Genomic DNA, 20956 nt, shown 5'->3' on the forward strand with positions numbered 1-20956 from the left:
CACCCCTTGACCGATCCGGGTGGCGCCGCGGCGTTCCGGAGGGCCCGGCCGGGGGATGTCATCAGCGACCCGCGCTCGCGGGGACGCACGGCACCGCGAAGGGCCGAAATAACGCGATCCGCACGAAGGGTCAAACGCGATCCGCACGAAGGGTCAAAACAGCCGGATCTGCTCCGGAGGTTTTCGAGGTCGCCGCTCCGGTCCACGGCGATCCGGGCGCCCGCGCATCACCTGGCGGCACTCCACCTCAGCCGGAGCGCAGGCACCGGACGATGGTGATATGGCGATGGCGGCCCGAGGCCGCCATCTCACTCGCCGCTGGGTCGAGGGGTCAGCGATGACCCTCGGGGCGCTGCTTCCAGCGTTCCTCGAGGCGGTCGATGAACCCGCCGCGGCGGGGCTGGCGGGTGCGGCGGCTGGCGGTGCCTCCGACCGCGTGCAGGTCGGTGGCCTGGCCTTTGCGGCGGGATTGCATCGCGAACGCGGCTGCGCCGAGCATGACGACGAAGCCGGCGACGCCGAGTGGCGTATTCCTGCTCACCGTGCCGTAGACAACCAAGGCCAGCCCAGCGATGATCACAAACGCGGCGACGACGATCCGGCGCCGAGCGTGGAATCGCGGATCGCTGGCCCGCACAGCCGAGGCGAACTTGGGGTCCTCGGCAAGCGACCGCTCGATCTGATCGAACAGCCGCTGCTCGTGCTCCGAGAGCGGCACGGCATTCCTCCCCGGGCGCATGTCCGGCCCCTCGGCCGGGGTCGGGTACTGCAAGTGTGACCGATGGCGCAAGACAGCCGTCGGCTGCCTTACCGGCCAGTCTACGAGGGGGTTGGCGGGTCGGAAAGCGGGACGACCGCCGAGTGCGGGTGATTTTCGGTCCGGCGGAGATCAGTTCGTCCCAAAAGACTGGCCGGTCCGACGACAGATCGGCCAAAACGGGCGGCCACGGCGTCCGTGGCGGCCTCCGCCTCGCGCCAGCCGCGTTCCGGTTCACCGAGCGTGAGCTGCCGCGATGCGGTGGCGGCGTCGGCGAGGCCCTCGACCCGGATGCCGATCAGCCGGATCTGGTCGCCGGTGCCCAGCGCCTGGAACAGCGCCCACCCGGTTTCGAAGATTTCGCGTGCCACATCGGTGCTCGTCGGCATCGTCCGGGAGCGGTTGACGGTCCGGAAGTCGGCCGAGCGCACCTTGATGGCGATGGTCCGGCCGACGTGACCGCTCGCCCGCAGGCGGCTGCCGACCTTGTCGGCGAGCGCCAACAGGCTGCGCCGGATGACGGTGCGGTCCACCACGTCGGTGTCGAACGTCATCTCGGCACCGATCGACTTGTCCACGTGCTCGGACACCACGCGCCGCGGGTCGCGGCCCCACGCCAGCTCGTGCAGGTGGGCGGCGGACGCCTCACCCAGCCCGGCCCGGAGCATGGACACCGGCGCCCGGGCGAGGTCACCGACGGTCTTCAGGCCGAGCCGGTGCAGCGTCTCGGCGGCACGCTCCCCCACCCCCCAGAGGGCGTCCACCGGCAGCGGGTGCAGGAAGTCGAGGATCTGTGCGGCCGGCACCACGATGGTGCCGGCCGGCTTGGCCCGGGTGGAGCCCAGCTTGGCGACGAACTTGCTCGGTGCCACGCCGACCGAGCAGGACAGCCGCTGCTCCTCGGCGACCCGGCGGCGGATCCGCTCGGCGATGACCGCGGGCCGGCCGAGCAGCCGCTGGGCGCCGGCCACGTCGAGGAACGCCTCGTCCAGCGAGAGCGGCTCGACCAGCGGGGTGACGTCCCGGAAGATGCGCATCACCGCCTCGGACGCGGCCGTGTACGCCGCGAAGTCCGGTGGGAGGAACACCGCGTGCGGGCAGAGCCCCCGCGCCCGCATGGCCGGCATGGCGCTGCGAACGCCGTACCGTCGGGCCTCGTAGCTGGCCGAACTCACCACGCCGCGCGGGCCCACTCCGCCGACCACGACGGGCCGGCCTCTCAGGTCGGGTCGCCGCCGGACCTCGACCGAGGCGAAGAACGCGTCCATGTCGACGTGCAGGATCGTGCATCCCGCGTCGTCGGCATCGGGGCCGAAACGCGGGTCACGCCCCCTCGGCACTGCTTGGCTGCGTCCCACGGAAGGAGGCTAACCGCGGGGTACGACAGAAATCGCCGGCTCAGGCCCGGGCGATGAGCAGCGGAACCGTCATCTCGGCGGCGGTCACCGAACCGTGGTACGCGATCAGCCGGCCCACCGTGGGCGGCTCCCAGCCGCCCGCCAGCGCGACCGTCCGGCCCAGGCACACCACCACCACGTCGCCGATCCGGGCGGCATGCTCCGGTGGCACGGCGCCGTACCAGCCGCCGTCGATGATCTCGTCGCGGGTCAGCACCCAGGCCGACCCGCCCAGCATGGCCCGCCAGGCCGCGGCGACGTCGTCGCGGGCCCCGTCCGCGGTGTACAGGTAGCGGACCCGTGGCTCGCCCGCCACCGCGACCACGCCCTCCGCCAGGGCCGGGTGGCCGGCCATGTCGAGACGCCCGGCGACCGGGACGTTCAGCTGGCCGTGGTCCGCCGTCACAAGCAGCGCCGCGCCGGCGGGCAGGCCGGTGACCAGGCGGTCGAGCAGCCGGTTCACGTCGCGGGCGGCGGCGCGCCACGGTGCGGACCCGACGCCGTGTTCGTGTCCGCAGCGGTCCAGGTCGGGGTGGTAGCCGTAGACCAGGCCGGGCCCGGCGCGCAGCGCGGTCAGCATCCGGCCGGCCAGCGCGCCGGCGTCGGAGGCACCGGCGAATCCGCCGCCGCGGTTGGCGGCCACGGTCAGGCCGCTGCCCTCGAACTCGGGCCGGGTCACCACCGTGACCGGGACACCGGCGGCCGCGGCGGTCTCGAAGCGGGTGGGTACCGGCTGCCACCGCCGCGGGTCCGGGTGGTCGCCCCAGCTGATGTGGTTGAGCACGGTGCCGCCCGGTCCACGGACCGTGAAGCCGAGGATGCCGTGCGCACCCGGTACGGCTCCGGTGCCGAGGGTGACCAGGCTGACCGGGGTCGTCGAGGGAAACCCCGAGGTCAGGGTGGGACCGGCCAGGCCGGCCAGGACCGGCGCGTGCGGGGCCAGGACCGGCAGCTGGTACGCGCCGAGCCCGTCCACGAGCAGCACCGCGATCCGGTCCACGCCGTCGAGGTGGGTGCCCAGGCCGAGCGTGTCGGTGGCACCCGGCACCCCGAGCAACGCGGACACGCTGGGCAGCAGATCGGCGAGACTGCCGGCGCCGTAGGCCGGCCGGGTGACCGCGAACGCACCGGCCGGCAGCCGGTCGTCCGGAACCCCGACCGCCACCGGAGCCGGCCCGCCCGGGTACGGCGCCGCGGGATCCGGGCCGGCGGCGGGCGAGGTCACGAGCGGCGGGCGAAGACGTGCAGCTGGGAGGCGATGTCGCGGAACGGTGGCCGGGACGACAGCGACAGCTCCAGCTGCAGCACCGCCTGCGGGTCCGCCTCCACCACGGCGGGCGGTAGCAGGTCGGCGAGGACGCGTACCCCGTGGATCTCGTCGACCGTCAGCCCCGCGGCCCGGACCAGCGCCGCGGCGGTCTCCGCGTCGTAGCGCCGGCGCAGCGTGTCGCGCGGGCCGGCGCGGCCGTCCGGGTCGGTGACCAGGGCGGCCGCGGCGTCCAGGTGACCGTTCACGGCGCGGCCCAGCACCGCGGCGGCCCGGCCGGCGACCAGCAGGCTGACCGCACCGCCGGGGCGCAGGGCGGTGGCGATCGCGTCGACCACGCCGGCCGGGTCGTCGACCACCTCCAGCACGGCGTGACACAGGATCAGGTCGGCGCTGCCCGGGTCGATCAGGCCGGCGAGCGCGTCGCCGTCGCCCTGGACCGCGCGGATCCGGTCGGCCACCCCGGCCTCGGCGGCGCGCCGGGTCAGTGCGGCCAGCGCGTCGGGGCTGGCGTCCACGACGGTGACCCGGTGCCCGGCCTCGGCCAGCGGCACGGCGAATCCGCCGGTGCCCCCGCCGACATCGAGCACGGTCAGCTCACGCCCGTCGTGCCGCTGCAGCTCACGGTGCAGGACGGCCCAGACGGCAGCGGTACGGGCGGTGACGAGCGGCCGGGGCGCCCGCGTCGGTGTGCTCTCCACCCGGGCAGCGTATCGGCCCGGCCGGAACCCCGGCCGGGAGCACGCCTGGAACGCCGGTCAGGTGGCCCGCACCGAGCGGGAGGTCGTCCGGATCTGGACGGCCTCGCCGGGGAAGACCCCCGCCGACTTCGCCGCGGCGCACGTGATGGTGGGCGGCGTCATGGACGCCCCCTAGAACTGGAAGAGGATGCCGGTGGCCCGGATCATCGCGCACGGGTTCGGATACTCCCGGGACCAGTTCACCGGCTTGCCCTTCCAGGTGCCGGTGACCGCCGCGACGATCGGGTCGTACTCCATGGTGCACATCGTCCTCGCCGGCTTGAGCCGGTCCGGATTCGCGCCGGCCTTGGCGAGCGTGGCGCACGCCTTCTTCGGCTTCGGGTGCCCGCCGCCGGCCGGCTTACAGGTCAGGTACACCGCGGCCGCGTACCCCGCCGCGGCCGTGTAGCTGAGGTCCAGCTCGGTGATCTTCGGCGGTCGCGGCGCGGCGGCCGGTCCGGTGGCGGTGGCCGCGGCCGGTCCGGCCACGGCGACGACCGCGGCGGCCACGGCCGCGGTGGTGAGCAAGCTGCGGATCATGGGTCACTCCCCCGTCGGGCTTTTCAGAGCGCATCCCGGTGTACGCCACCAAAGGTGCATTCCATACGGAAGCGTCAGATTAGTGTCAGCTCACCGGAAGTCGCGGGAGGCGGGGCTGACCGGCGGGGTGACCGCCTCCAGCCGGTCGGCGACCAGGTTCAGTACACCCTCGGCCTGTTCCAGGCGCCCCCGCACGATCAGCGCGGCGCTGGTCCGGGCCACCCGCCGGTACCGCTGCCACAATCCCGGCGAGCAGGTCACGTTGAGCATCCCGGTCTCGTCCTCGAGGTTCACGAACGTCACGCCGCCCGCGGTCGCCGGCCGCTGCCGGTGGGTGACGATGCCGCCGACCCGGATCCGGGTGCCGGCCTCCACCCGGGCCAGCCGGTTGATCGGCAGGGCGCCCTTGCGGGTCAGCTCGTCGCGGATGAACTGCACCGGGTGCCGGTCCGGGGACAGCCCGGTCGCCCAGACGTCCGCGACCAGGGTGTCCACGTCGCCCATGCCGGGCAGGGTGGGCGCGGCGGTACCGGTGACCGTACCCGGAAGCCGGTCCGGCCGGTCCTGGGCGGCCGCGCCGGCCGCCCACAGCGCTTCGCGCCGGGACAGGCCGAAACCGGCGAACGCGTCGGCGGTGGCGAGCGCCTCCAGATGGGCGGTGGAGCATCCGGTACGCCGGGCCAGATCGGTCATGTCCCGGTACGGCCCGTGCGCCCGGCGCTCCGCCTCGATCCGTTCCGCCAGGTCGTCCCCGATCGTCCGGACGCTCGACAGCCCCTGCCGCACGGCCGGGCCGCCGAGCCCCCACGCGTGCGGCGGCTCGCCGGGCGCCGAACCCCACCGGGTCTGCGCGGTGGACTCCAGGGTCGCCTTCGCGTCGCTGCGGTTGAGGTCCGGCCGGCGCACCTCCACCCCGTGCCGGCGGGCGTCGTCGACCAGCGACTGCGGCGAGTAGAAACCCATCGGCTGCGCGTTGAGCAGCGCGGCGCAGAACGCGGCCGGGTGGTAGCGCTTGAGCCAGGCGCTGGCGTACACCAGGTAGGCGAAGCTCATCGCGTGGCTCTCCGGGAAGCCGTAGTTGGCGAACGCGGACAGCTTGACGAACAGGTCGTCGGCGAGCTCACCGGTGATGCCGCGCTCGGCCATCCCCGCGTACAGCCGGCTCCTGATCCGTTCCATCTTCTCCTGCGACCGCTTCGAGCCCATCGCGCGGCGCAACTGGTCGGCCTCGGACGGATCGAACCCGGCCACGTCGATCGCCAGCTGCATCAGCTGCTCCTGGAACAGCGGGACGCCGAGCGTCTTCTCCAGCGCGTTGCGCATCAGCGGATGCGGGTAGGTGACCGGTTCCCGGCCGTTCTTGCGCCGGATGAACGGGTGCACCGAGCCGCCCTGGATCGGGCCGGGCCGGATCAGCGCCACCTCCACGACCAGGTCGTAGAAGCAGTCCGGCTTGAGCCGGGGCAGCGTGGCCATCTGCGCGCGGCTCTCCACCTGGAACACCCCGACCGAGTCGGCGCGGCACAGCATCTCGTACACCTCGGGGTCGTCCAGGCGCATGGTGCTGATGTCCAGGTCGGATTCGATCATGTCGTACGCGTAGTGCAGCGCGGACAGCATGCCGAGACCGAGCAGGTCGAACTTGACCAGGTCGACCGCGGCGCAGTCGTCCTTGTCCCACTGCAGCACGGTGCGGCCCGGCATCCGGCCCCACTCCACCGGGCACACCTCGATGATCGGCCGGTCGCAGATCACCATGCCGCCGGAGTGGATGCCCAGGTGCCGCGGGAAGCTCTGCACCTGGTTGGCGAACTCCACCACCTGTTCCGGGATGTCGTCGACGTCGATCGCGGCCACGCTGCCCCACCGGTCGATCTGCTTGCTCCAGGCGTCCTGCTGCCCCGGCGAGAACCCGAAGGCCTTGGCCATGTCCCGGACGGCGGACCGCGGACGGTACGAGATGACGTTCGCCACCTGCGCGGTGTGCTCCCGGCCGAACCTGCGGTAGACGTACTGGATGACCTCCTCCCGCCGGTCCGACTCGATGTCCACGTCGATGTCCGGCGGCCCGTCCCGCTCCGGCGCCAGGAAGCGCTCGAACAGCAGGTCGTACGCGACCGCGTCGACATTGGTGATCCGCAGCGCGTAGCAGACCGCCGAGTTGGCCGCCGAGCCGCGACCCTGGCAGTAGATGTTCGCCTCCCGGCAGAACCGCACGATGTCGTACACGACCAGGAAGTAGCCGGGAAAGTTCAGCTCCTCGATCATCCGCAGCTCGTGCTCGATCTGCGCGTACGCCCGCGGGTGCGCGGCCGGCGGACCGTACCGCTCCCGGGCCCCGGTCAGGGTCAGCTCCCGCAGCCAGCTCATCTCCGAGTGCCCCGGCGGCACCGGGAAGTCCGGCAACTTCGGCGCCACCAGGTTGAGGTCGAACGCCAGATCCTCGGCGAACATCGCGGCGTTGGCCACCGCACCCGGGTACGCGGCGAACCGCCGGGCCATCTCGTCGCCGCTGCGCAGATGCGCGGTGCCGGCCGCGGGCAGCCAGCCGTCCATCTCGTCCAGGCTGCGCCGGGCCCGCACCGCCGCCAGAGCGGTGGCCAGCCGGCGGCGCCCCGGGGTGGCGTAATGCACGTTGTTGGTGGCCACCACCTCCAGCTTCTTGTCCTGGGCGAGCGCGAACAACACGTCGTTGCGGTCCGAGTCGTACGGGTCGCCGTGGTCGGTCAGCTCCACCACCACGTTGCCGGCGCCGAACAGGGCGACCAGACGGTCCAGCTCCTCCGCCGCCGCGGCCACGCCGCCGGTGGCCAGCGCCCGCGGCACGCTGCCCTTGCGGCAACCGGTGAGGATCAGCACGTGGTCGCGCAGTTCGGCGGCGATGTCCTCCAGATCGCCGTACGCCGGCTTGCCCTTCTCCGCACCGCGCAACTGGCCGCGGGCGATGGTCCGGGCCAGCCGGGCGTAGCCCTCCAGCCCGTGGGCGAGCGCGAGCAGGTGGCGGCCCTCCGGATCGGGTTCGCCGTTCTGCGGCTGGGACAGGTCCAGGGAGAGCTCGGCGCCGAAGATCGTGGGCAGGCCCAGCTCGCGGGCGGCCTGGGAGAAGCGGACCACACCGTAGAGCCCGTCGTGGTCGGTGACGGCCAGCCCGGTGAGCCCCAGCCGGGCCGCCTCCTCGGCGAGTTCCTCCGGGTGGCTGGCACCGTCGAGGAAACTGAAGTTGGTGTGGCAGTGCAGTTCCGCGTACGGCGTGCCGGCCGAGCGGCGTACCAGAGTGGGTGGTTCGTAGGGTTGCCGCTTGCGGCTCCAGGCCGGCGAGTCACCGCCGTCCCCGTCGCCGGCCAGGGGGTCGATCACGGCCGGCGCCCCCGCCTGCGGCCAGCCGTCCCGCCCAGAATCGGGCGGCGTGCCGCCGGAGAGGGCACCCTCGAGCTGGTGCCAGGGCATCCGGGGATTGTGGAAGCTCATCGCCAGGGCCGGCTAGTCATAGATCGCCTCCACCGCCCAGTGCCCGGCGGCGAGCGAGAGCAGCACCGCCCGGCCGTCGGCCAGCGCCACCTGGAACCGGGCCCGCCGGCGCGTCTCGCCGGGCGCCCACCAGCGCTCCTCCACCGGCCACGGACCGGCCCACCCGGTGATCTCCGCCGGTGCGGCCTCGTCGACCAGCAGGCTGGCCGGGTCGCCGGTCAGTTCCAGCCGGGCGCTGACGCCCACCGGGTCGCCGTGGCGATCCAGCACCACGGCACCGGTGGGCTGCGGAAGCACGAGCGCCGGGGCCGGCTTCGGAATCCGTCCCGGCCAGGGCGGCAACGCGGGCGCCTTGCGGGCCGGCCGGCCGGTCCGGCGAGGACGGCCGCCGCCGGTGACCTCCGGCTGCCCTACCGGCTGCCTCACCGCCTGCTCCACTGCCTGCCCCACTGCCTGCTCCACCGGCTGCCCCACTGCCTGCCCCACCGGCTGCCCCACTGCCTGCTCCACCGGCTGTCCCACCGCCTGCCCCACTGCCTGCTCCACCGGCTGCCCCACTGCCTGCCCCACTGCCTGCTCCACCGGCTGCTCCCGGGTGGAGGCCGGCCCGCGGGTGGGTGTCGGGGCCGGGGGCGTTTCCGGGGGCCGGCCGGTCGAGCCGGAACCGGGCGAATCCGGCGTCACCGAATGCACCAGCCGCAACCCTCCCCCGGCCGCACGATCGGCGGACGGCGTACCCCCGGACTGGCCGCGCCCGCCGATGGGCAGCACGGCCGCGTCGTCGGTCACCGCCAGGACCGGCGCGGGGCCGGCCCCCGGATACGGATCGGCGTGACCGGCGGCGGGCCGGGCCGGGACCCGTTCGTCGCCCCAGGGCACCAGGCGCACCTGGTCGTCGGCGGAGCGGCCGCCACCGAGAACCGCCGTGACCACCGCCTCCGGGCCGAGCAGACCTTGGACGCGGCTGAGGGCGCGGTGGGCGCGTTCCCGTTCGGCACCGGTGTCGCCCCAGAGACCGGGCTGCAGTCCGAGATGGACCAGGACGCCGTCCGGGATCAGGCGCAGCCGCACCAGGCCCGCGGTCGGCCGCGCCTGCACGCCGCGCCGCGCACCGGTCAGCCAGCCGTCGAGTTGCCAGCGCACCCGCTCCGCGATGGCCGCCGAGGTGAGCGTGCCGTCATGACGCCAGACCCGGTGCAACTCCTGACCGTCGGCGGTGACGGCTTCGATGCCGAGCCGGGTGCAGGCCAGACCGTACGAGGCCAACTGCTCGTGCAGCCGCTCGGCCAGCACCCGCCCGGCGAACGCGGCCACGTCGACACGTTCGAGCGGTTCGTCGTACGTCTCGGTCACATCCAGATCCGGCGGCGGCTGCCGCACCGCGAGCGGCCGATGGTCGTAGCCCGCGGCCAGCCGATGCGCCAACGCCCCGTCGAACCCGAACCGGGTCAGCACATCGGACGGCGGCAACGCGGCGAAGTCCCCCAGCGTCTTGACGCCCAGCCGGCGCAGCAGATCGGTCAGCTCGGGCCGGTCCAGCGCCTCGACCGGCACCCCGGCCAGGAACGCGCGGGTACCGCCGGGCGCGATGATCCGCCCCGCCCGAGCCGCCAGCCCGGCGGCGAACACCCCGTCCGCCACCCCCACCTGGCTCTCCACCGCGCACGCCTGGGCGACCTGCTCCACAATCCGTTCGGCGGCCTGCTCCTCGCCACCGAAGTACCGCGCCGGCCCGCGCACGGCCAGCGCACACGCCCCCGGCCGGATCACCTCCACACCGACGGCGACCTCCTCGACCGCGGCCACGACCGGCTCGAACGCCCGCGCGTCCCGGCCCGGGTCGTGCTCCACGACGACCAGTTGGGGGCAGCGGCTCTGCGCCTCCCGCCGGCGCAACCCACGCCGGACCCCGTCGGCCCGGGCGGCTTCGGAGCAGGCGAGCACCCGGTTCGCGTGCAGCACCACGACCGGCCCGGCGGCCGGCACGCCGTCGACGATCTCCGCGGCGGTCACCGGCCAGTCCGGACACCAGATCATCATCGTCCGCGGACCGGCGGCGCCGGCGGTCCGCGAGTTGCCGGTGTCAGTGGTTCGCGAGCCGGCGGCGCTGGTGGTTCGCGAGCCGGCGGCACCGGTGGTTCGCGGGCCTCCGGTGTCAGTAGCCCGCGGGCCGGCGGTGTCCGTGGTTCGCGGACCGCTGCCGATGCTCGGGCCTTCGGAATCGGCGCGAGTCGTGGTCATGCCGGGCCGAACCGGGAGTTGGTGCGACCGGCCTGGAACCGATCGGTTCGAGGCACGAAGGATGGTGCCGGGGCGGATGCGGAGTTGTTCGGGAGGGCGCCGTGGGACGGGCGGTTCCGGTGAAAGGCGGGCGCTGCTCCGCCGGGTCCAGCGGCCGGCGAGGCGGGACGGGACGGGTCGAGCAAGGCGGGCGAGTGCGGCAACGCCGGCGAATGTGCAGAAGCCGGTGCATGCGGCAAAGCCTGCGAGTGCGGCAAAGCCAAAGGAGCGGAGGAGGACGACGAGCCGGGCAAGGCCGTGGAACCGAATGCTGCCCGGGGTGCGGGCCGGTCAAGGGTCGCGGTGGTGAGCGACGCGGGAACGGCGCGCTCGCGCGCAAGAACGGCAAGCCTCGCCGACGAAGCGGCGCGTTCTCCCGAGAACATCGCGGGCTCACGCGAGGAACCACCACGCTCGTCCGGGAGAATCGCGCGCTCAGGCGACAGAGCAGCACGCTCCCCCGGAAGAACCCCCGGCTCCCGCGACGAAACAACGCGCTCCCGCGCAGGAGCGGAAGGCACCCGCCCAGGAACAGAGGAAGCCCACGCAGGAGCGGAAGGCACCCGCCCAGGAACAGAGGGAGCCCACGCTGGAACAGAAGGCACCCGCGCAGGCGCAGAAGGAGCCCGGGGAGGAGTGGTGTGGGCACGCGGATCGGTGGCGGGCTGAGTGGATACCGGACCGGCGACCCGTGCGAACGGCCCCGATGCCACGGACGGGGGCACGCCGGCCGGCTCTCCGGACGCGACGGAGTCGGCGCGAACCGCGGGGAACGCCGGACTGGACGCCGGTGCGGCCGAGGTGAGGCCCGGCATCCACATCGTGCTCTCCTTGGGGCGGGCCGCCGCACCCCGGCCGCGGGCCAGGACCGTGACCATCCGGCGGCGCAGGCGGCCACGGCCGGGACCGAGTCCTTCCCAGTGGCCGTGTGTCACCTGGAGCGTCACGTCGGCGCCGTCCCAGCGGCCGAACGGCATGAGGACACTGCCGCGCTGGCGGGCACGCGCGGCGAGGCGGGTGGCGATGGACGCGGAGACCGGACCGGGTACCGCGGCGACCACCACGTCGACGCCGTCGATGAGGGCGGCCACCACGGTGGGCCATTCCGGCCCGGGGTTGGGCACCAGGGCGAGCCGGTCCAGCACGATGCCGCTCTCGGCAGCAGCAAGAGCACCAAGCGTGGGTACGCCGACGACCGCACACCAGGACCCGGACCGGGAGGCGGCGGACAGCAGTGCCAGCAGCAGAGACGTGCCGCCGCCACCGGGTGCCGACCGGCCGGTGGCGACCGCGACGGTGCTGCCCCGCCGCAGACCGCGCCCGGGTAGCAGGCCACTCAACTCCGGTACCACCGGCAGCACCCGGTGAACTCCGGGCTCGGCGGTGTCACCGGCCGGCCGGACCAGCTCAGCCAGGGCCGCCGCACCGTTGATCATGCGCCCGGCCATGGTGTTGCCCCACTCTCCTGCCCCACGTACGTGAGGATTTCCCCGAAGTCGATCGCGGCCCCGAAGCCCGCCGGCCGAGCAAGCAGCCGCGCCGGACCGGCGAGGCGAAGCGGGCGGTTACGCCGCCAGCTGGCCGGCCGGCAGGGGTGGCTGATAGGTGAGGCCGAGAGCGGACTCCACCACGGCGACGAACTGCTCGGCGGCGCGGAGCAGGTCGTCGGCCTCGCGCGGGCTGACCACGCGAGGGATGCCGGCCTCCGCGGCGGCACGCTTGCCGGCACCGAGAGCGAAGTAGCCGGACCACTCGCTGAACTCGGGCGCCACCAGCACGAGGAGGGACCACACGCTGGTGACCCGGCTGCGGCGGGTGGACGCCGCGGGGCGGGCCCGGGCGGCGAGCACCGCCGCGGCGGCGCGCAGTGCGGCCAGGTGGGCGGCCGCGTAACGGAGGCCGTCGGGACGGGTCTGTGCGGCCTCGACGAGACCCTGCCGGGCGATGGTGAGCAGCTGGGTCGGGGTGCGGTGCGGCAGCATGTGGGCGGGGATGGTGGGGGCCTCCGCCGCCTGGGCCGCAGCCGTGGGCGCGTGAGCCAGGCCGGGTGCCGGCTTGAGGCCCGACGCGGTGTTGCTCGCCATGGTTCCTTCTCCTCGCCTTGCTTCGCATCCGACTGACGACATGCTCGGGTCGAACCGATCCACTGCGGAGGAAGACGCAGCGGCGGGCAGCCGGCCGGGTGTGAAGCTTCCCCACACCACACCCGGCCGGACAGCGCCGGCGGGTCCGTCGTCCGTCGCCCGGGGGTCGGTGGGCGACGAACGACGGCCTGCCTTGTCAGGACCGGATCCGCGAAAATCCGGGTCCTCGCGTGCGGTGCTTCGCGGGCACCGCACCGGGGAGCCACGCCGCGAATCGCGGCTCCCGCTCGTTAGTACGATCGTTCGACTCTATCGAACACTCGTTCTAACTACTGGAGAGAGTAACACTCACCTACGACAAAAATGCAAGCTCGATGGGCCGCTGCCGACCGAAGCCGCGGGACATTGGCAGATGAAGGAAAAACCGCTGGCCAGAGGGGGCGCGACGAGGATGCGCTAGGTGATCAAGGTGGGCGCGGGGCGGGCGGCAGGGGCTCGGTGGCACGGCACCGCGGCAGGGCGAGACGGGGAGGCGAGATGCGCCACAAGATCAAGGGCAAGGACACAGAGGCGCGCACGATCAGAGACAGCGACACACCGGCCGCGCACGACCGGAGACAGTGACACGCGGGGCCGCGCACGATCAGGGACAGCGACACGCGGGCCGCGCAAGATCAGGGACAGCGACACGCGGGCCGCGCACGACCGGAGACAGTGACACGCGGGGTGCGTGCGGCGACGGGGAGTGAGGTAGACAGGAGGCATGCCGCGCACTGTTGTGATCACGGGAGCCAGTTCCGGCATCGGGCTGGCCGCGGCGACGCAGCTGGCGGCGTGCGGTGATCGGGTGGTGCTGGTCGGACGGGACCCGGGCCGGCTGGCGGCCGCCGTGTCGCAGGTACGCGCCGCCGCCGTCGACGGGGTGGAACCGGCACATTTCCGGGCCGACTTCGAGGTGCTCGACGACGTTCGCCGGCTCGCCGAGCGGCTGCTGGCCGCGTACCCCTCGATCGATGTGCTGGCGAACAACGCGGGCGGGATGATCGGCACGTACCGGCGTACCGTCGATGGTTTTGAGGCCACCGTCCAGAGCAACCATCTGGCGCCCTTTCTCCTCACCCACCTGCTGCTCGACCGGCTCCGCGGCGGCCGGGTGGTGAACACCGCCTCGATCGCGCACCTGGTCGGCGCCCTCGATCCGGACGATTTCGTCGGTTCGCCGGGCCGGTACCTGCGGTGGCCGGCCTACTGCTCGGGCAAGACGGCCAACATCCTGTTCACCGCGGAGGCGGCCCGTCGCTGGCCGGACGTGTGCAGCGTGGCGTTCCATCCGGGGATCGTGCGGAGCAACTTCGGCGCGGGGGCGCTGACCCGGTTCTTCTTCCGGTTCAACCCGCTGCTCACCACGCCCCGGACGGCCGGCGCGCTGCTGGTGTGGCTGGCCACCGCGCCGGCAGAGGAGCTGGTGCGCGGCGGCTACTACGTGGGGCGGCGTCCGGCCCGGCCGGCGTCGCACGCCACCGACCCGGCGACCGCGGCCAAGCTGTGGGACGCCAGCACCGAGGCGGTCGGCCGGTAAGGGGCGAGGCTACCCTCTACCCGTGACATCGAAGCGGCCTCTGCTGGGCGTCGGGATGGTGGTCGCCGCCAGCGCCATGTTCGCGGTCAACGGCACCGTTTCCAAGTTGGTGCTGCGTGCCGGGTTCGACGCACCGCAGCTCACGCTGCTGCGCGCGGCCGGCGCGTTCCTCGGGCTGATGGTCCTGAGCCTGGTGCTGCGCCCGGGCGCACGGCGGTTACGGGTACGCCGGCAGGAGCTCCCCCTGCTCCTGGTGTACGGCGTCTTCGGCTTCTACCTGGTCCCGATGCTGTACTTCGTGGCGATCAGCCGGATGCCGGTGGGCATCGCGCTGCTGTTCGAGTACACCGCCCCGCTGCTGGTGGCGCTCTGGGCCCGGTTCGGGCAGCGTCAGCAGGTCCGTCCCCGGCTGTGGGGCGGGCTGGCGCTGAGCCTGGCCGGCCTGGCCTGCGTCGCCGAGGTCTGGGGTGAGCTGCGGCTGGACGGCCTGGGCGTGGCCGCGGGCTTCGGGGCGGCGGTGCTGCTGGCGTTCTACTACGTGCTGGGTGCGCGGGGCGTCGAGCAGCGCGACTCGGTGTCGTTGACCACCTACGCCTTCGGCGCGGCCGCGGTCGCCGGCCTGATCGTGCGGGCGGTCACCGCGGGTACCGGCGGGTGGGAGCCGCTGACCCGCAGTGAGGCGGGTGTGCCGGTGGCGGTGCTCTGCTGCTACGTGGTGGTGCTCGGGTCGATCGTGCCGTACACCCTGATCGCGGCCGCGTTGCGGCATCTGCCGGCGACCAGCGTGGGGATCATCGGCATGGTGGAGCCGGTGCTGGCCGCGACGGTAGCGTGGGTCACGCTGGGTGCGGGTGAGGCGCTGAACGCGGCGCAGCTGGCCGGCGGCCTGCTGGTGCTGGCGGGGGTGACGCTGGCCGAGACGGCGCGGATCGCGCCGGCCCATCCGGTGCCCGGCCCACCAGACGTGATCATGGAGCCGGACCGGGCCGGACGTACGCCGGAGGCGTCCACCAGCGAAGCGAGCGGGTCGCCCTGAGCCCGAAGCCGCCCTGAGCACGGAGCCGCCCTGAGCCCGGAGCCGCCCTGAGCCCGGAGCCGCCCTGAGCGCCGAGTCGTCCTGGGCGCGGGGCGTCGGCGGTGCCCGGCGTTCCGGGCCGGTCGCCGGTTCCGGCGATCAGCGAGCAAGATGGTGGCATGGAGACACATCCCAACGTCGTCGCGGTACGCGACGCGCTGGACGCCGCCGGGGCGCGCAGCGACGGGCTGACCGTGCTGGACGAGGCCGTGCACACCGCCGCCGCGGCGGCCGCCGCACTGGGCGTCGAGGTGGGCCAGATCGCCAACTCGCTGATCTTCGACGCGGACGGCGAGCCGCTGCTCGTGCTCACCTCGGGCGCGCACCGGGTGGACACCGCGCAGGTGGCCGCCACGCTGGGCGTGACGAAGGTGCGGCGGGCCACGCCCGAGTTCGTCCGGGAACACACCGGGCAGCCGATCGGCGGGGTCGCCCCGATCGGTCACCCGAAGCCGGTGCGCACGCTGGTCGACACGGCGCTGGAGCAGTACGACGTGGTGTGGGCGGCGGGCGGCGTACCCCGGGCGGTCTTTCCCACCACCTATCCGGAACTGTTGCGGATCACGTCCGGCACCCCGGCCCGGGTGGCCTGACGGCGATGGTGGTCACGTTGCACGTCTGGCGGGTACCCGGCCGTCACCTCGGCGGGGCGCTGCTGCGGATGGCGCGTGACCCTCGGCGGCTGCGCACGCTGCCCGGTGTCCGGTTCGCGAAGATGCTGGGCACCGGCCGGGGCCGGACGTTCGGCCCGGGTGACGCCGATCCGACCCGGTACGCGGCGCTGGTGGTGTGGGACGGGGAACCGGCCCCGGCGGACGTGGACCGGGGCTGGCGACGGATCGCCGGCAGCAGCGCCCGCATCGACCTGGAGCCGCTGCACAGCCGCGGCCGGTGGTCCGGCCAGGAGCCGTTTCACCCGCCGGTCCCGAAGGATGGCGAGAACGGGCCGGTGCTGGCGCTGACCCGGGCCCGGCTGCGGCCGGTGCGGACGCTGACGTTCTGGCGGTGCGTGCCGCCGGTGGTGGCGGAACTGGACGCCAGCCCGGGTCTGCTCGCCCGTTTCGGCATCGGAGAGGCACCGATCGGCTGGCAAGGCACGGTGACGGTGTGGCGGAGCACGACGGATCTCACTGCGTTCGCGTACCGTCAGCCGGAGCATCGCAAGGTGATCGCCCGCACCCCCACCGACGGGTGGTACGCGGAGGACCTGTTCGCCCGGTTCGCGGTGCGGGACATCCACGGTGACCGGGCCGTGCTGGGCTGGACCGAGCGGGAGGGAGGGCAGGCGACGCGATGAGACTCGTGCCGTGGCAACCGGACGATCTGCTCCGGCGGCTGGATGACGTCGTATCCGTGTACGGCGCCGCCATGGGCTACCGCTCCGAACTCCTGCAGGCCCGCCGCGGCTACATCGCCGCCCACGTGCGCCGCCCCGGGTTCCGGGCGGTGGCGACGCTCACCACCGAGGGGCAGCTCGCCGGCTTCGGGTACGGCTACACCTCCGGCCCCGGCCAGTGGTGGCACGACCAGGTGCGCGCCGCGCTGGACGAGCCGGACCGCCGGCCCTGGCTCGGGGACTGCTTCGAGGTGGTCGAACTGCACGTCCGGCCGACCGCGCAGGGCCACGGCGTGGGCGCCCGCCAGCTGCGCGCGCTGCTGTCCATGGCGGACGGCAAGACGGTGCTGTTGTCCACGCCGGAGGCCGACGAGGAGACGTCCCGGGCCTGGCGGCTGTACCGGCGGTTCGGCTTCGTCGACGTGCTCCGCGGCTTCCTCTTCCCCGGCGACGAACGAGAGTTCGCCATTCTGGGCCGGGAACTGCCGCTCGCCGAGCGAACCGCGGACGCACCGGGCATCGTCGGGATGTGATGGCACCCCCGCTCTCCTCGGCGCTGCTCGCCGCGCTGGTCCTGACCCAGATCTGCTATCCGCTCACCGCCGGGCCGGTGCGTGCCGGATTCACCGTGGCCACCGTCCTGCTCGGCTACCTGCTGTCGGTGTCGCACGCCTGGCTCACCCGCGGCCCGCGGGCCGCGCTGGCGCTGGTCGCGGCGGCCACGGTGGGCGGGTTCGCGGTGGAGGCGGTCGGCGTCGCCACCGGTTTCCCGTTCGGCACGTACGACTACTCCGGCCAGCTGGGGCCGAAGGTCCTCGGCGTACCGCTGATCATCCCGCTGGCCTGGACCTGGATGGCGTGGCCGGCCTGGCTGGCGGCGCTGCGGCTGGCCCGCGGCCGGGCCGCCCGGATCGCGCTGGCGGCCGTCGGGCTGGCCGCCTGGGACCTGTTCCTCGACCCGCAGATGGTCGCGGAGGGGTACTGGCGCTGGCTCGACGCCACCCCGGCGCTGCCCGGCCTGCCCGGCATCCCGATCGGCAACTACCTGGGCTGGCTCGGCTTCGCGCTGGTGCTGATGACCGTGCTGTCGGCCGCCGCCGGGCCGGGCGCCCGCCGCCCCGCCGCGGGTGACACACCGATGATCACGCTCTGGCTGTGGACGTACGCTTCCTCCGTGCTCGCCCACGCGGTCTTCCTCGGCCTCCCGGCATCGGCCGCCTGGGGCGCGGTGGTGATGGGCGTCGTGGTGCTGCCGCTGGTCGTGCAGCTGGCCCGGGGCCGCGACCGCGAACGGGTGCGGTCGTGATCTGGGCGGCGCTGCTGCCCTGGGTCGTGCTGACCGGGCACACCCTGGTCAACGCGGCCCGGTTGCGCCGCCCGCCGCGCGACGCCGCCGTCACCGAACGGGTCGCCGTGCTGCTGCCGCTGCGCAACGAGGCGGACCGGGTGACGCCCTGCCTGGAGTCGCTGCTCGGCCAGCGCGGCGTGCCGGACCTGGACATCGTGGTGCTGGACGACGGCTCCACCGACGGCACGGCGGACGTGGTGCGCGCGGTCGCCGGGGACAAGGTCCGGCTGCTCGGTGGCGCACCGCTGCCGCCCGGCTGGCTCGGCAAGCCGCACGCCTGCCGGCAACTGGCCGACGCCACGCCGGACGCCGACGTGCTGGTGTTCGTGGACGCCGACGTGGTGCTCGCCGCGGACGCCGTCGCCGGTGCCGTCACGCTGCGCCGCGACCTCGGGGTGACGTTGCTGTCGCCGTACCCGCGGATCGTCGGCGCCGGCCGCCTGGTCCAGCCACTGCTGCAGTGGTCCTGGCTCACCTTCCTGCCGCTGCGCGCGATGGAACGCGCCGGCCGGCCGGCGCTGGCCGCGGCGGGCGGGCAGTGGCTGGTGGTGGAACGCGACGGGTACCGGCGGACCGGCGGGCACGCGGCCGTGCGCGCCGACGTCCTGGAGGACATCGGCCTGGCCCGGGCGGTGAAACGGGCCGGAGGGCGGATCGCGCTGGCCGACGGGTCCGGCCTGGCGGAGTGCCGGATGTACGGGTCCTGGCGCGAGCTGATCGACGGGTACGGCAAGTCGCTGTGGGCCTCGTTCGGCTCGGTGGCTGGTGCCACCACCGTCGTCGCCCTGCTGCTGATCCTGTACGTGGGTCCGCCCGTCGCCACGCTGCTCCTCGTGATCGACGGGGCGGCCGTCCCCGCGTTGGTGACTCTGTCCGCGTACCTCCTCGGGGTTGCCGGTCGGGTGGTCTCCGCGACCGCGACCGGCGGGCGGGCCTGGCCGGACGCCCTGGCCCAGCCGGTTTCGATCCTGGTCTTCGGGTGGCTGGTGGCGCGCTCCTTCCGGCTGCGGCGGCAGGGCCGGCTGACCTGGCGCGGGCGGCCGGTGTGAGCCGCGTCGTGGTGATCGGGGCCGGCGTGGGCGGCCTGGCCGCGGCGGTCCGCCTGGCCGCCGCCGGACACCGGGTGGTGGTGCACGAGCGGTCCGCGACGGCCGGCGGCAAACTCGGCCGGTACGCACGCGACGGCTTCTCCTTCGACACCGGGCCGAGCCTGTTCACGCTGCCGCAGGTGTTCACGGACCTGGACCTGGGGCTGCGGCCGGAACCGCTGGACCCGGTGGTGCGGCACGTGTTCCCGGACGGCACGTTGCTGGACTCGTCGTCGGACCACGACGAGTTCTGCGCGCGCATCGCGGCGGCGCTGGGCCCGGACGCGGCCGACGACTGGCGGCGTTTCTGGCGGCGGGCGCGGCGGATCTGGGCCGCGTCGTGGGGTTCGGTGCTGCAGCGCCCGGTGTCGCCGGCGTCGCTGGCCGCGCTGCCCTGGCGGCTGGACCGGCTGGCCGCGATCGCACCCGGCCGGTCGCTGCGCGGGCTGGGCCGGCGCTACCTGCGCGACCCGCGGCTGCGGATGATGCTGGACCGGTACGCCACCTACACCGGCGCGGACCCCCGGCGGGCCCCGGCCGCGCTGGCCGCGATCCCGTACGCCGAGCTGGAGTTCGGCGGCTGGTACCTCCCCGGCGGACTCGGCACGCTCGGCGACGCGCTGCTGGACCGGTGCCGGGCGCTGGGCGTGCCGGTGGTGCTGAACTCCCCGGTCGCCGGCATCGACACGGCCGGCGGCGCGGTCCGCGGCGTACGGCTGGCGTCCGGCGAGCGGGTCGGTGCCGACCGGGTGGTGTCGAACGTGGACGCGCTCACCGTGTACCGCGACCTGCTGCCCACCCCGTCCCGGCTGGGCGCGCTGACCGACCGCAGCCTGGCCGGGTTCGTGCTGCTGCTCGGCGTACGCGGGGCGACGCCGGCGCTCGCCCACCACACCGTGTACTTCCCGTCCTGCTACCACGCCGAGTTCGACGCCGTCTTCGGCGGACCGGGACGGCGCGCCCGACCGGCCTCCGACCCCACCGTGTTCGTCACCCGGGCGGTCGACCCGGCCGTGCACCCGGCCGGCGACGAGGCCTGGTTCGTCCTGGTCAACGCACCACGGCACGGCACCGCGGCGGACGCGGTGGACTGGCGCCGGCCGGGGCTGGCGGCGGCGTACGGCGCGCACGTGCTGGACGTGCTGGCGCGGCGCGGGCTGGACGTGCGGGACCGGCTGCGGTTCGTGGAGACGCGGACGCCGGCGGATCTGGCAGACGCCACCGCGGCGCCGGGCGGGGCGATCTACGGGACGGCGGGCGGGCTGTTGCGGCCGGGCAACCGGGGGCCGGTGGACGGGTTGTGGCTGGTGGGCGGGTCGGCGCACCCGGGCGGCGGGCTGCCGATGGTGACGCTGTCGGCGCGCATCGTGGCCGACCAGATCGGGCCGGCCTGATCGCTCGGTGACGTTGTTCGCATCGTCGCCGACCAGATCGGGCCGGCTTGATTCCGCGGGACGGACCGCGCAGCGGCACCGATCGGCGACGCCAGTCCGTTATTTCTGGATATGTCCGGTAGGAGCACGGCGGATCTTGGAGGCAAAGACGAATCCTGGAGCGCAAATGCCCTCCCAGGGGCGATCCCGCTCCAAGATTCGCTCAAGCCTCCAAGATCTGCTCTTGGACCGCACGTCCATCCCGCGATCTTGTGCATATCGACCACAGCTGCACGACTTCGTCAGCTCGCCGTGCAGATCGGGTGACCGCAGCGGAAACAATTTGCATTTTAGGCCGATAATTCGGGCGCGGGGATCGCGGCGCGGCGTTCGGTCGATGCTGAGTGTGTGTGGTTTACGGGTGCGGAGCGCGCCACGTCTCTGCTTGCCACGCTCGGCGGGCAAGGCGTGTCGAATTCTGGTGCGGAGCGCGCCATGTCTCCGCACACCGCACTCCGGGCGACGGAGCGTGTTGAGTTCTGGTGCGGAGCGCGCCATGTCCCCGCACGCCGCACCCCGGGCGACGGAGCGTGTTGAGTTCTGGTGCGGAGCGCGCCATGTCCC

General features: G+C 73.9%; 16 protein-coding genes and 1 pseudogene. 8 read left to right on the forward strand and 9 right to left on the reverse strand.

Features of this window, described 5'->3' with window-relative positions; translation table 11 throughout:
• Positions 1–331: 331 nt before the first annotated feature.
• From LDL48_RS05940 to LDL48_RS05980, 9 genes and pseudogenes are all read right to left on the reverse strand, one after another.
• Entirely contained in the window at positions 332–718 is a 387-nt protein-coding gene (locus LDL48_RS05940; protein ID WP_225253967.1) for an SCO2097 family morphological protein, read from the reverse strand.
• Positions 719–819: 101 nt separating this feature from the next.
• Positions 820–2115, reverse strand: coding sequence for a DNA polymerase IV (locus LDL48_RS05945; protein ID WP_225253968.1), 1296 nt, complete (start codon positions 2113–2115; stop codon positions 820–822).
• A gap of 40 nt (positions 2116–2155) precedes the next feature.
• Positions 2156–3379: an alkaline phosphatase family protein gene (locus LDL48_RS05950; protein ID WP_372472048.1), complete on the reverse strand. Its 1224-nt coding sequence runs from the start codon at positions 3377–3379 to the stop codon at positions 2156–2158.
• Entirely contained in the window at positions 3376–4122 is a 747-nt protein-coding gene (locus LDL48_RS05955; protein WP_225253969.1) for a methyltransferase domain-containing protein, read from the reverse strand. Before LDL48_RS05955 ends, LDL48_RS05950 begins: the two co-directional genes overlap by 4 nt.
• Positions 4123–4293: 171 nt before the next feature.
• Positions 4294–4701, reverse strand: coding sequence for an SSI family serine proteinase inhibitor (locus LDL48_RS05960; protein ID WP_225253970.1), 408 nt, complete (start codon positions 4699–4701; stop codon positions 4294–4296).
• Between the two features lie 90 nt (positions 4702–4791).
• Entirely contained in the window at positions 4792–8169 is a 3378-nt protein-coding gene (locus LDL48_RS05965; RefSeq protein ID WP_225253971.1) for an error-prone DNA polymerase, read from the reverse strand.
• 12 nt (positions 8170–8181) lie between these two features.
• A complete protein-coding gene (locus LDL48_RS05970) occupies positions 8182–10209 on the reverse strand; it encodes a Y-family DNA polymerase (RefSeq protein WP_225253972.1) in 2028 nt (675 codons plus the stop codon).
• 1037 nt (positions 10210–11246) lie between these two features.
• A pseudogene (imuA', locus tag LDL48_RS05975) lies at positions 11247–11897 on the reverse strand (DnaE2-dependent mutagenesis accessory factor ImuA'); the annotation flags it as partial.
• A 117-nt stretch (positions 11898–12014) separates the two neighbouring features.
• Complete coding sequence (locus LDL48_RS05980) at positions 12015–12533, reverse strand: SAV_6107 family HEPN domain-containing protein (RefSeq protein ID WP_225253973.1); 519 nt, start codon at positions 12531–12533, stop codon at positions 12015–12017.
• Positions 12534–13296: 763 nt separating this feature from the next.
• On the opposite strand from LDL48_RS05980, the gene LDL48_RS05985 reads away from it, so the two are divergent.
• From LDL48_RS05985 to LDL48_RS06020, 8 genes are all read left to right on the forward strand, one after another.
• On the forward strand, positions 13297–14112 hold the full coding sequence (locus LDL48_RS05985; protein WP_225253974.1) for an SDR family NAD(P)-dependent oxidoreductase: 816 nt from the start codon (positions 13297–13299) through the stop codon (positions 14110–14112).
• Between the two features lie 22 nt (positions 14113–14134).
• The gene (locus tag LDL48_RS05990) at positions 14135–15148 is read left to right on the forward strand and encodes an EamA family transporter (RefSeq protein ID WP_225253975.1); all 1014 of its coding nucleotides are present in this window, start codon (positions 14135–14137) and stop codon (positions 15146–15148) included.
• Positions 15149–15306: 158 nt separating this feature from the next.
• Positions 15307–15780, forward strand: coding sequence for a YbaK/EbsC family protein (locus LDL48_RS05995; protein ID WP_225253976.1), 474 nt, complete (start codon positions 15307–15309; stop codon positions 15778–15780).
• Between the two features lie 5 nt (positions 15781–15785).
• Positions 15786–16484, forward strand: a complete 699-nt coding sequence (locus LDL48_RS06000; RefSeq protein ID WP_225253977.1) for a monooxygenase — start codon at positions 15786–15788, stop codon at positions 16482–16484.
• Positions 16481–17056: a GNAT family N-acetyltransferase gene (locus LDL48_RS06005; protein WP_225253978.1), complete on the forward strand. Its 576-nt coding sequence runs from the start codon at positions 16481–16483 to the stop codon at positions 17054–17056. The genes LDL48_RS06000 and LDL48_RS06005 overlap by 4 nt, the downstream gene beginning before the upstream one ends.
• On the forward strand, positions 17056–17829 hold the full coding sequence (locus tag LDL48_RS06010) for a carotenoid biosynthesis protein (RefSeq protein WP_225254134.1): 774 nt from the start codon (positions 17056–17058) through the stop codon (positions 17827–17829). Before LDL48_RS06005 ends, LDL48_RS06010 begins: the two co-directional genes overlap by 1 nt.
• The gene (locus LDL48_RS06015) at positions 17826–18920 is read left to right on the forward strand and encodes a glycosyltransferase family 2 protein (RefSeq protein WP_225253979.1); all 1095 of its coding nucleotides are present in this window, start codon (positions 17826–17828) and stop codon (positions 18918–18920) included. Before LDL48_RS06010 ends, LDL48_RS06015 begins: the two co-directional genes overlap by 4 nt.
• Complete coding sequence (locus LDL48_RS06020) at positions 18917–20353, forward strand: phytoene desaturase family protein (protein WP_225253980.1); 1437 nt, start codon at positions 18917–18919, stop codon at positions 20351–20353. Before LDL48_RS06015 ends, LDL48_RS06020 begins: the two co-directional genes overlap by 4 nt.
• Positions 20354–20956 lie beyond the last annotated feature (603 nt).

It is taken from the genome of Jidongwangia harbinensis (assembly GCF_020216025.1).
GTDB lineage: Bacteria > Actinomycetota > Actinomycetes > Mycobacteriales > Micromonosporaceae > Actinoplanes > Actinoplanes harbinensis.

Excerpts from the sequence above, each read along its gene's own strand:
- LDL48_RS06005 (WP_225253978.1), top strand. The coding sequence starts at position 16,481 with ATGAGACTCGTGCCGTGGCAACCGGACGATCTGCTCCGGCGGCTGGAT.
- LDL48_RS05985 (WP_225253974.1), top strand. The coding sequence starts at position 13,297 with ATGCCGCGCACTGTTGTGATCACGGGAGCCAGTTCCGGCATCGGGCTG.
- LDL48_RS05980 (WP_225253973.1), bottom strand. The coding sequence starts at position 12,533 with ATGGCGAGCAACACCGCGTCGGGCCTCAAGCCGGCACCCGGCCTGGCT.
- LDL48_RS05995 (WP_225253976.1), top strand. The coding sequence starts at position 15,307 with ATGGAGACACATCCCAACGTCGTCGCGGTACGCGACGCGCTGGACGCC.
- LDL48_RS05970 (WP_225253972.1), bottom strand. The coding sequence starts at position 10,209 with ATGATGATCTGGTGTCCGGACTGGCCGGTGACCGCCGCGGAGATCGTC.
- LDL48_RS06000 (WP_225253977.1), top strand. The coding sequence starts at position 15,786 with ATGGTGGTCACGTTGCACGTCTGGCGGGTACCCGGCCGTCACCTCGGC.
- LDL48_RS05965 (WP_225253971.1), bottom strand. The coding sequence starts at position 8,169 with ATGAGCTTCCACAATCCCCGGATGCCCTGGCACCAGCTCGAGGGTGCC.
- LDL48_RS05960 (WP_225253970.1), bottom strand. The coding sequence starts at position 4,701 with ATGATCCGCAGCTTGCTCACCACCGCGGCCGTGGCCGCCGCGGTCGTC.
- LDL48_RS06010 (WP_225254134.1), top strand. The coding sequence starts at position 17,056 with ATGGCACCCCCGCTCTCCTCGGCGCTGCTCGCCGCGCTGGTCCTGACC.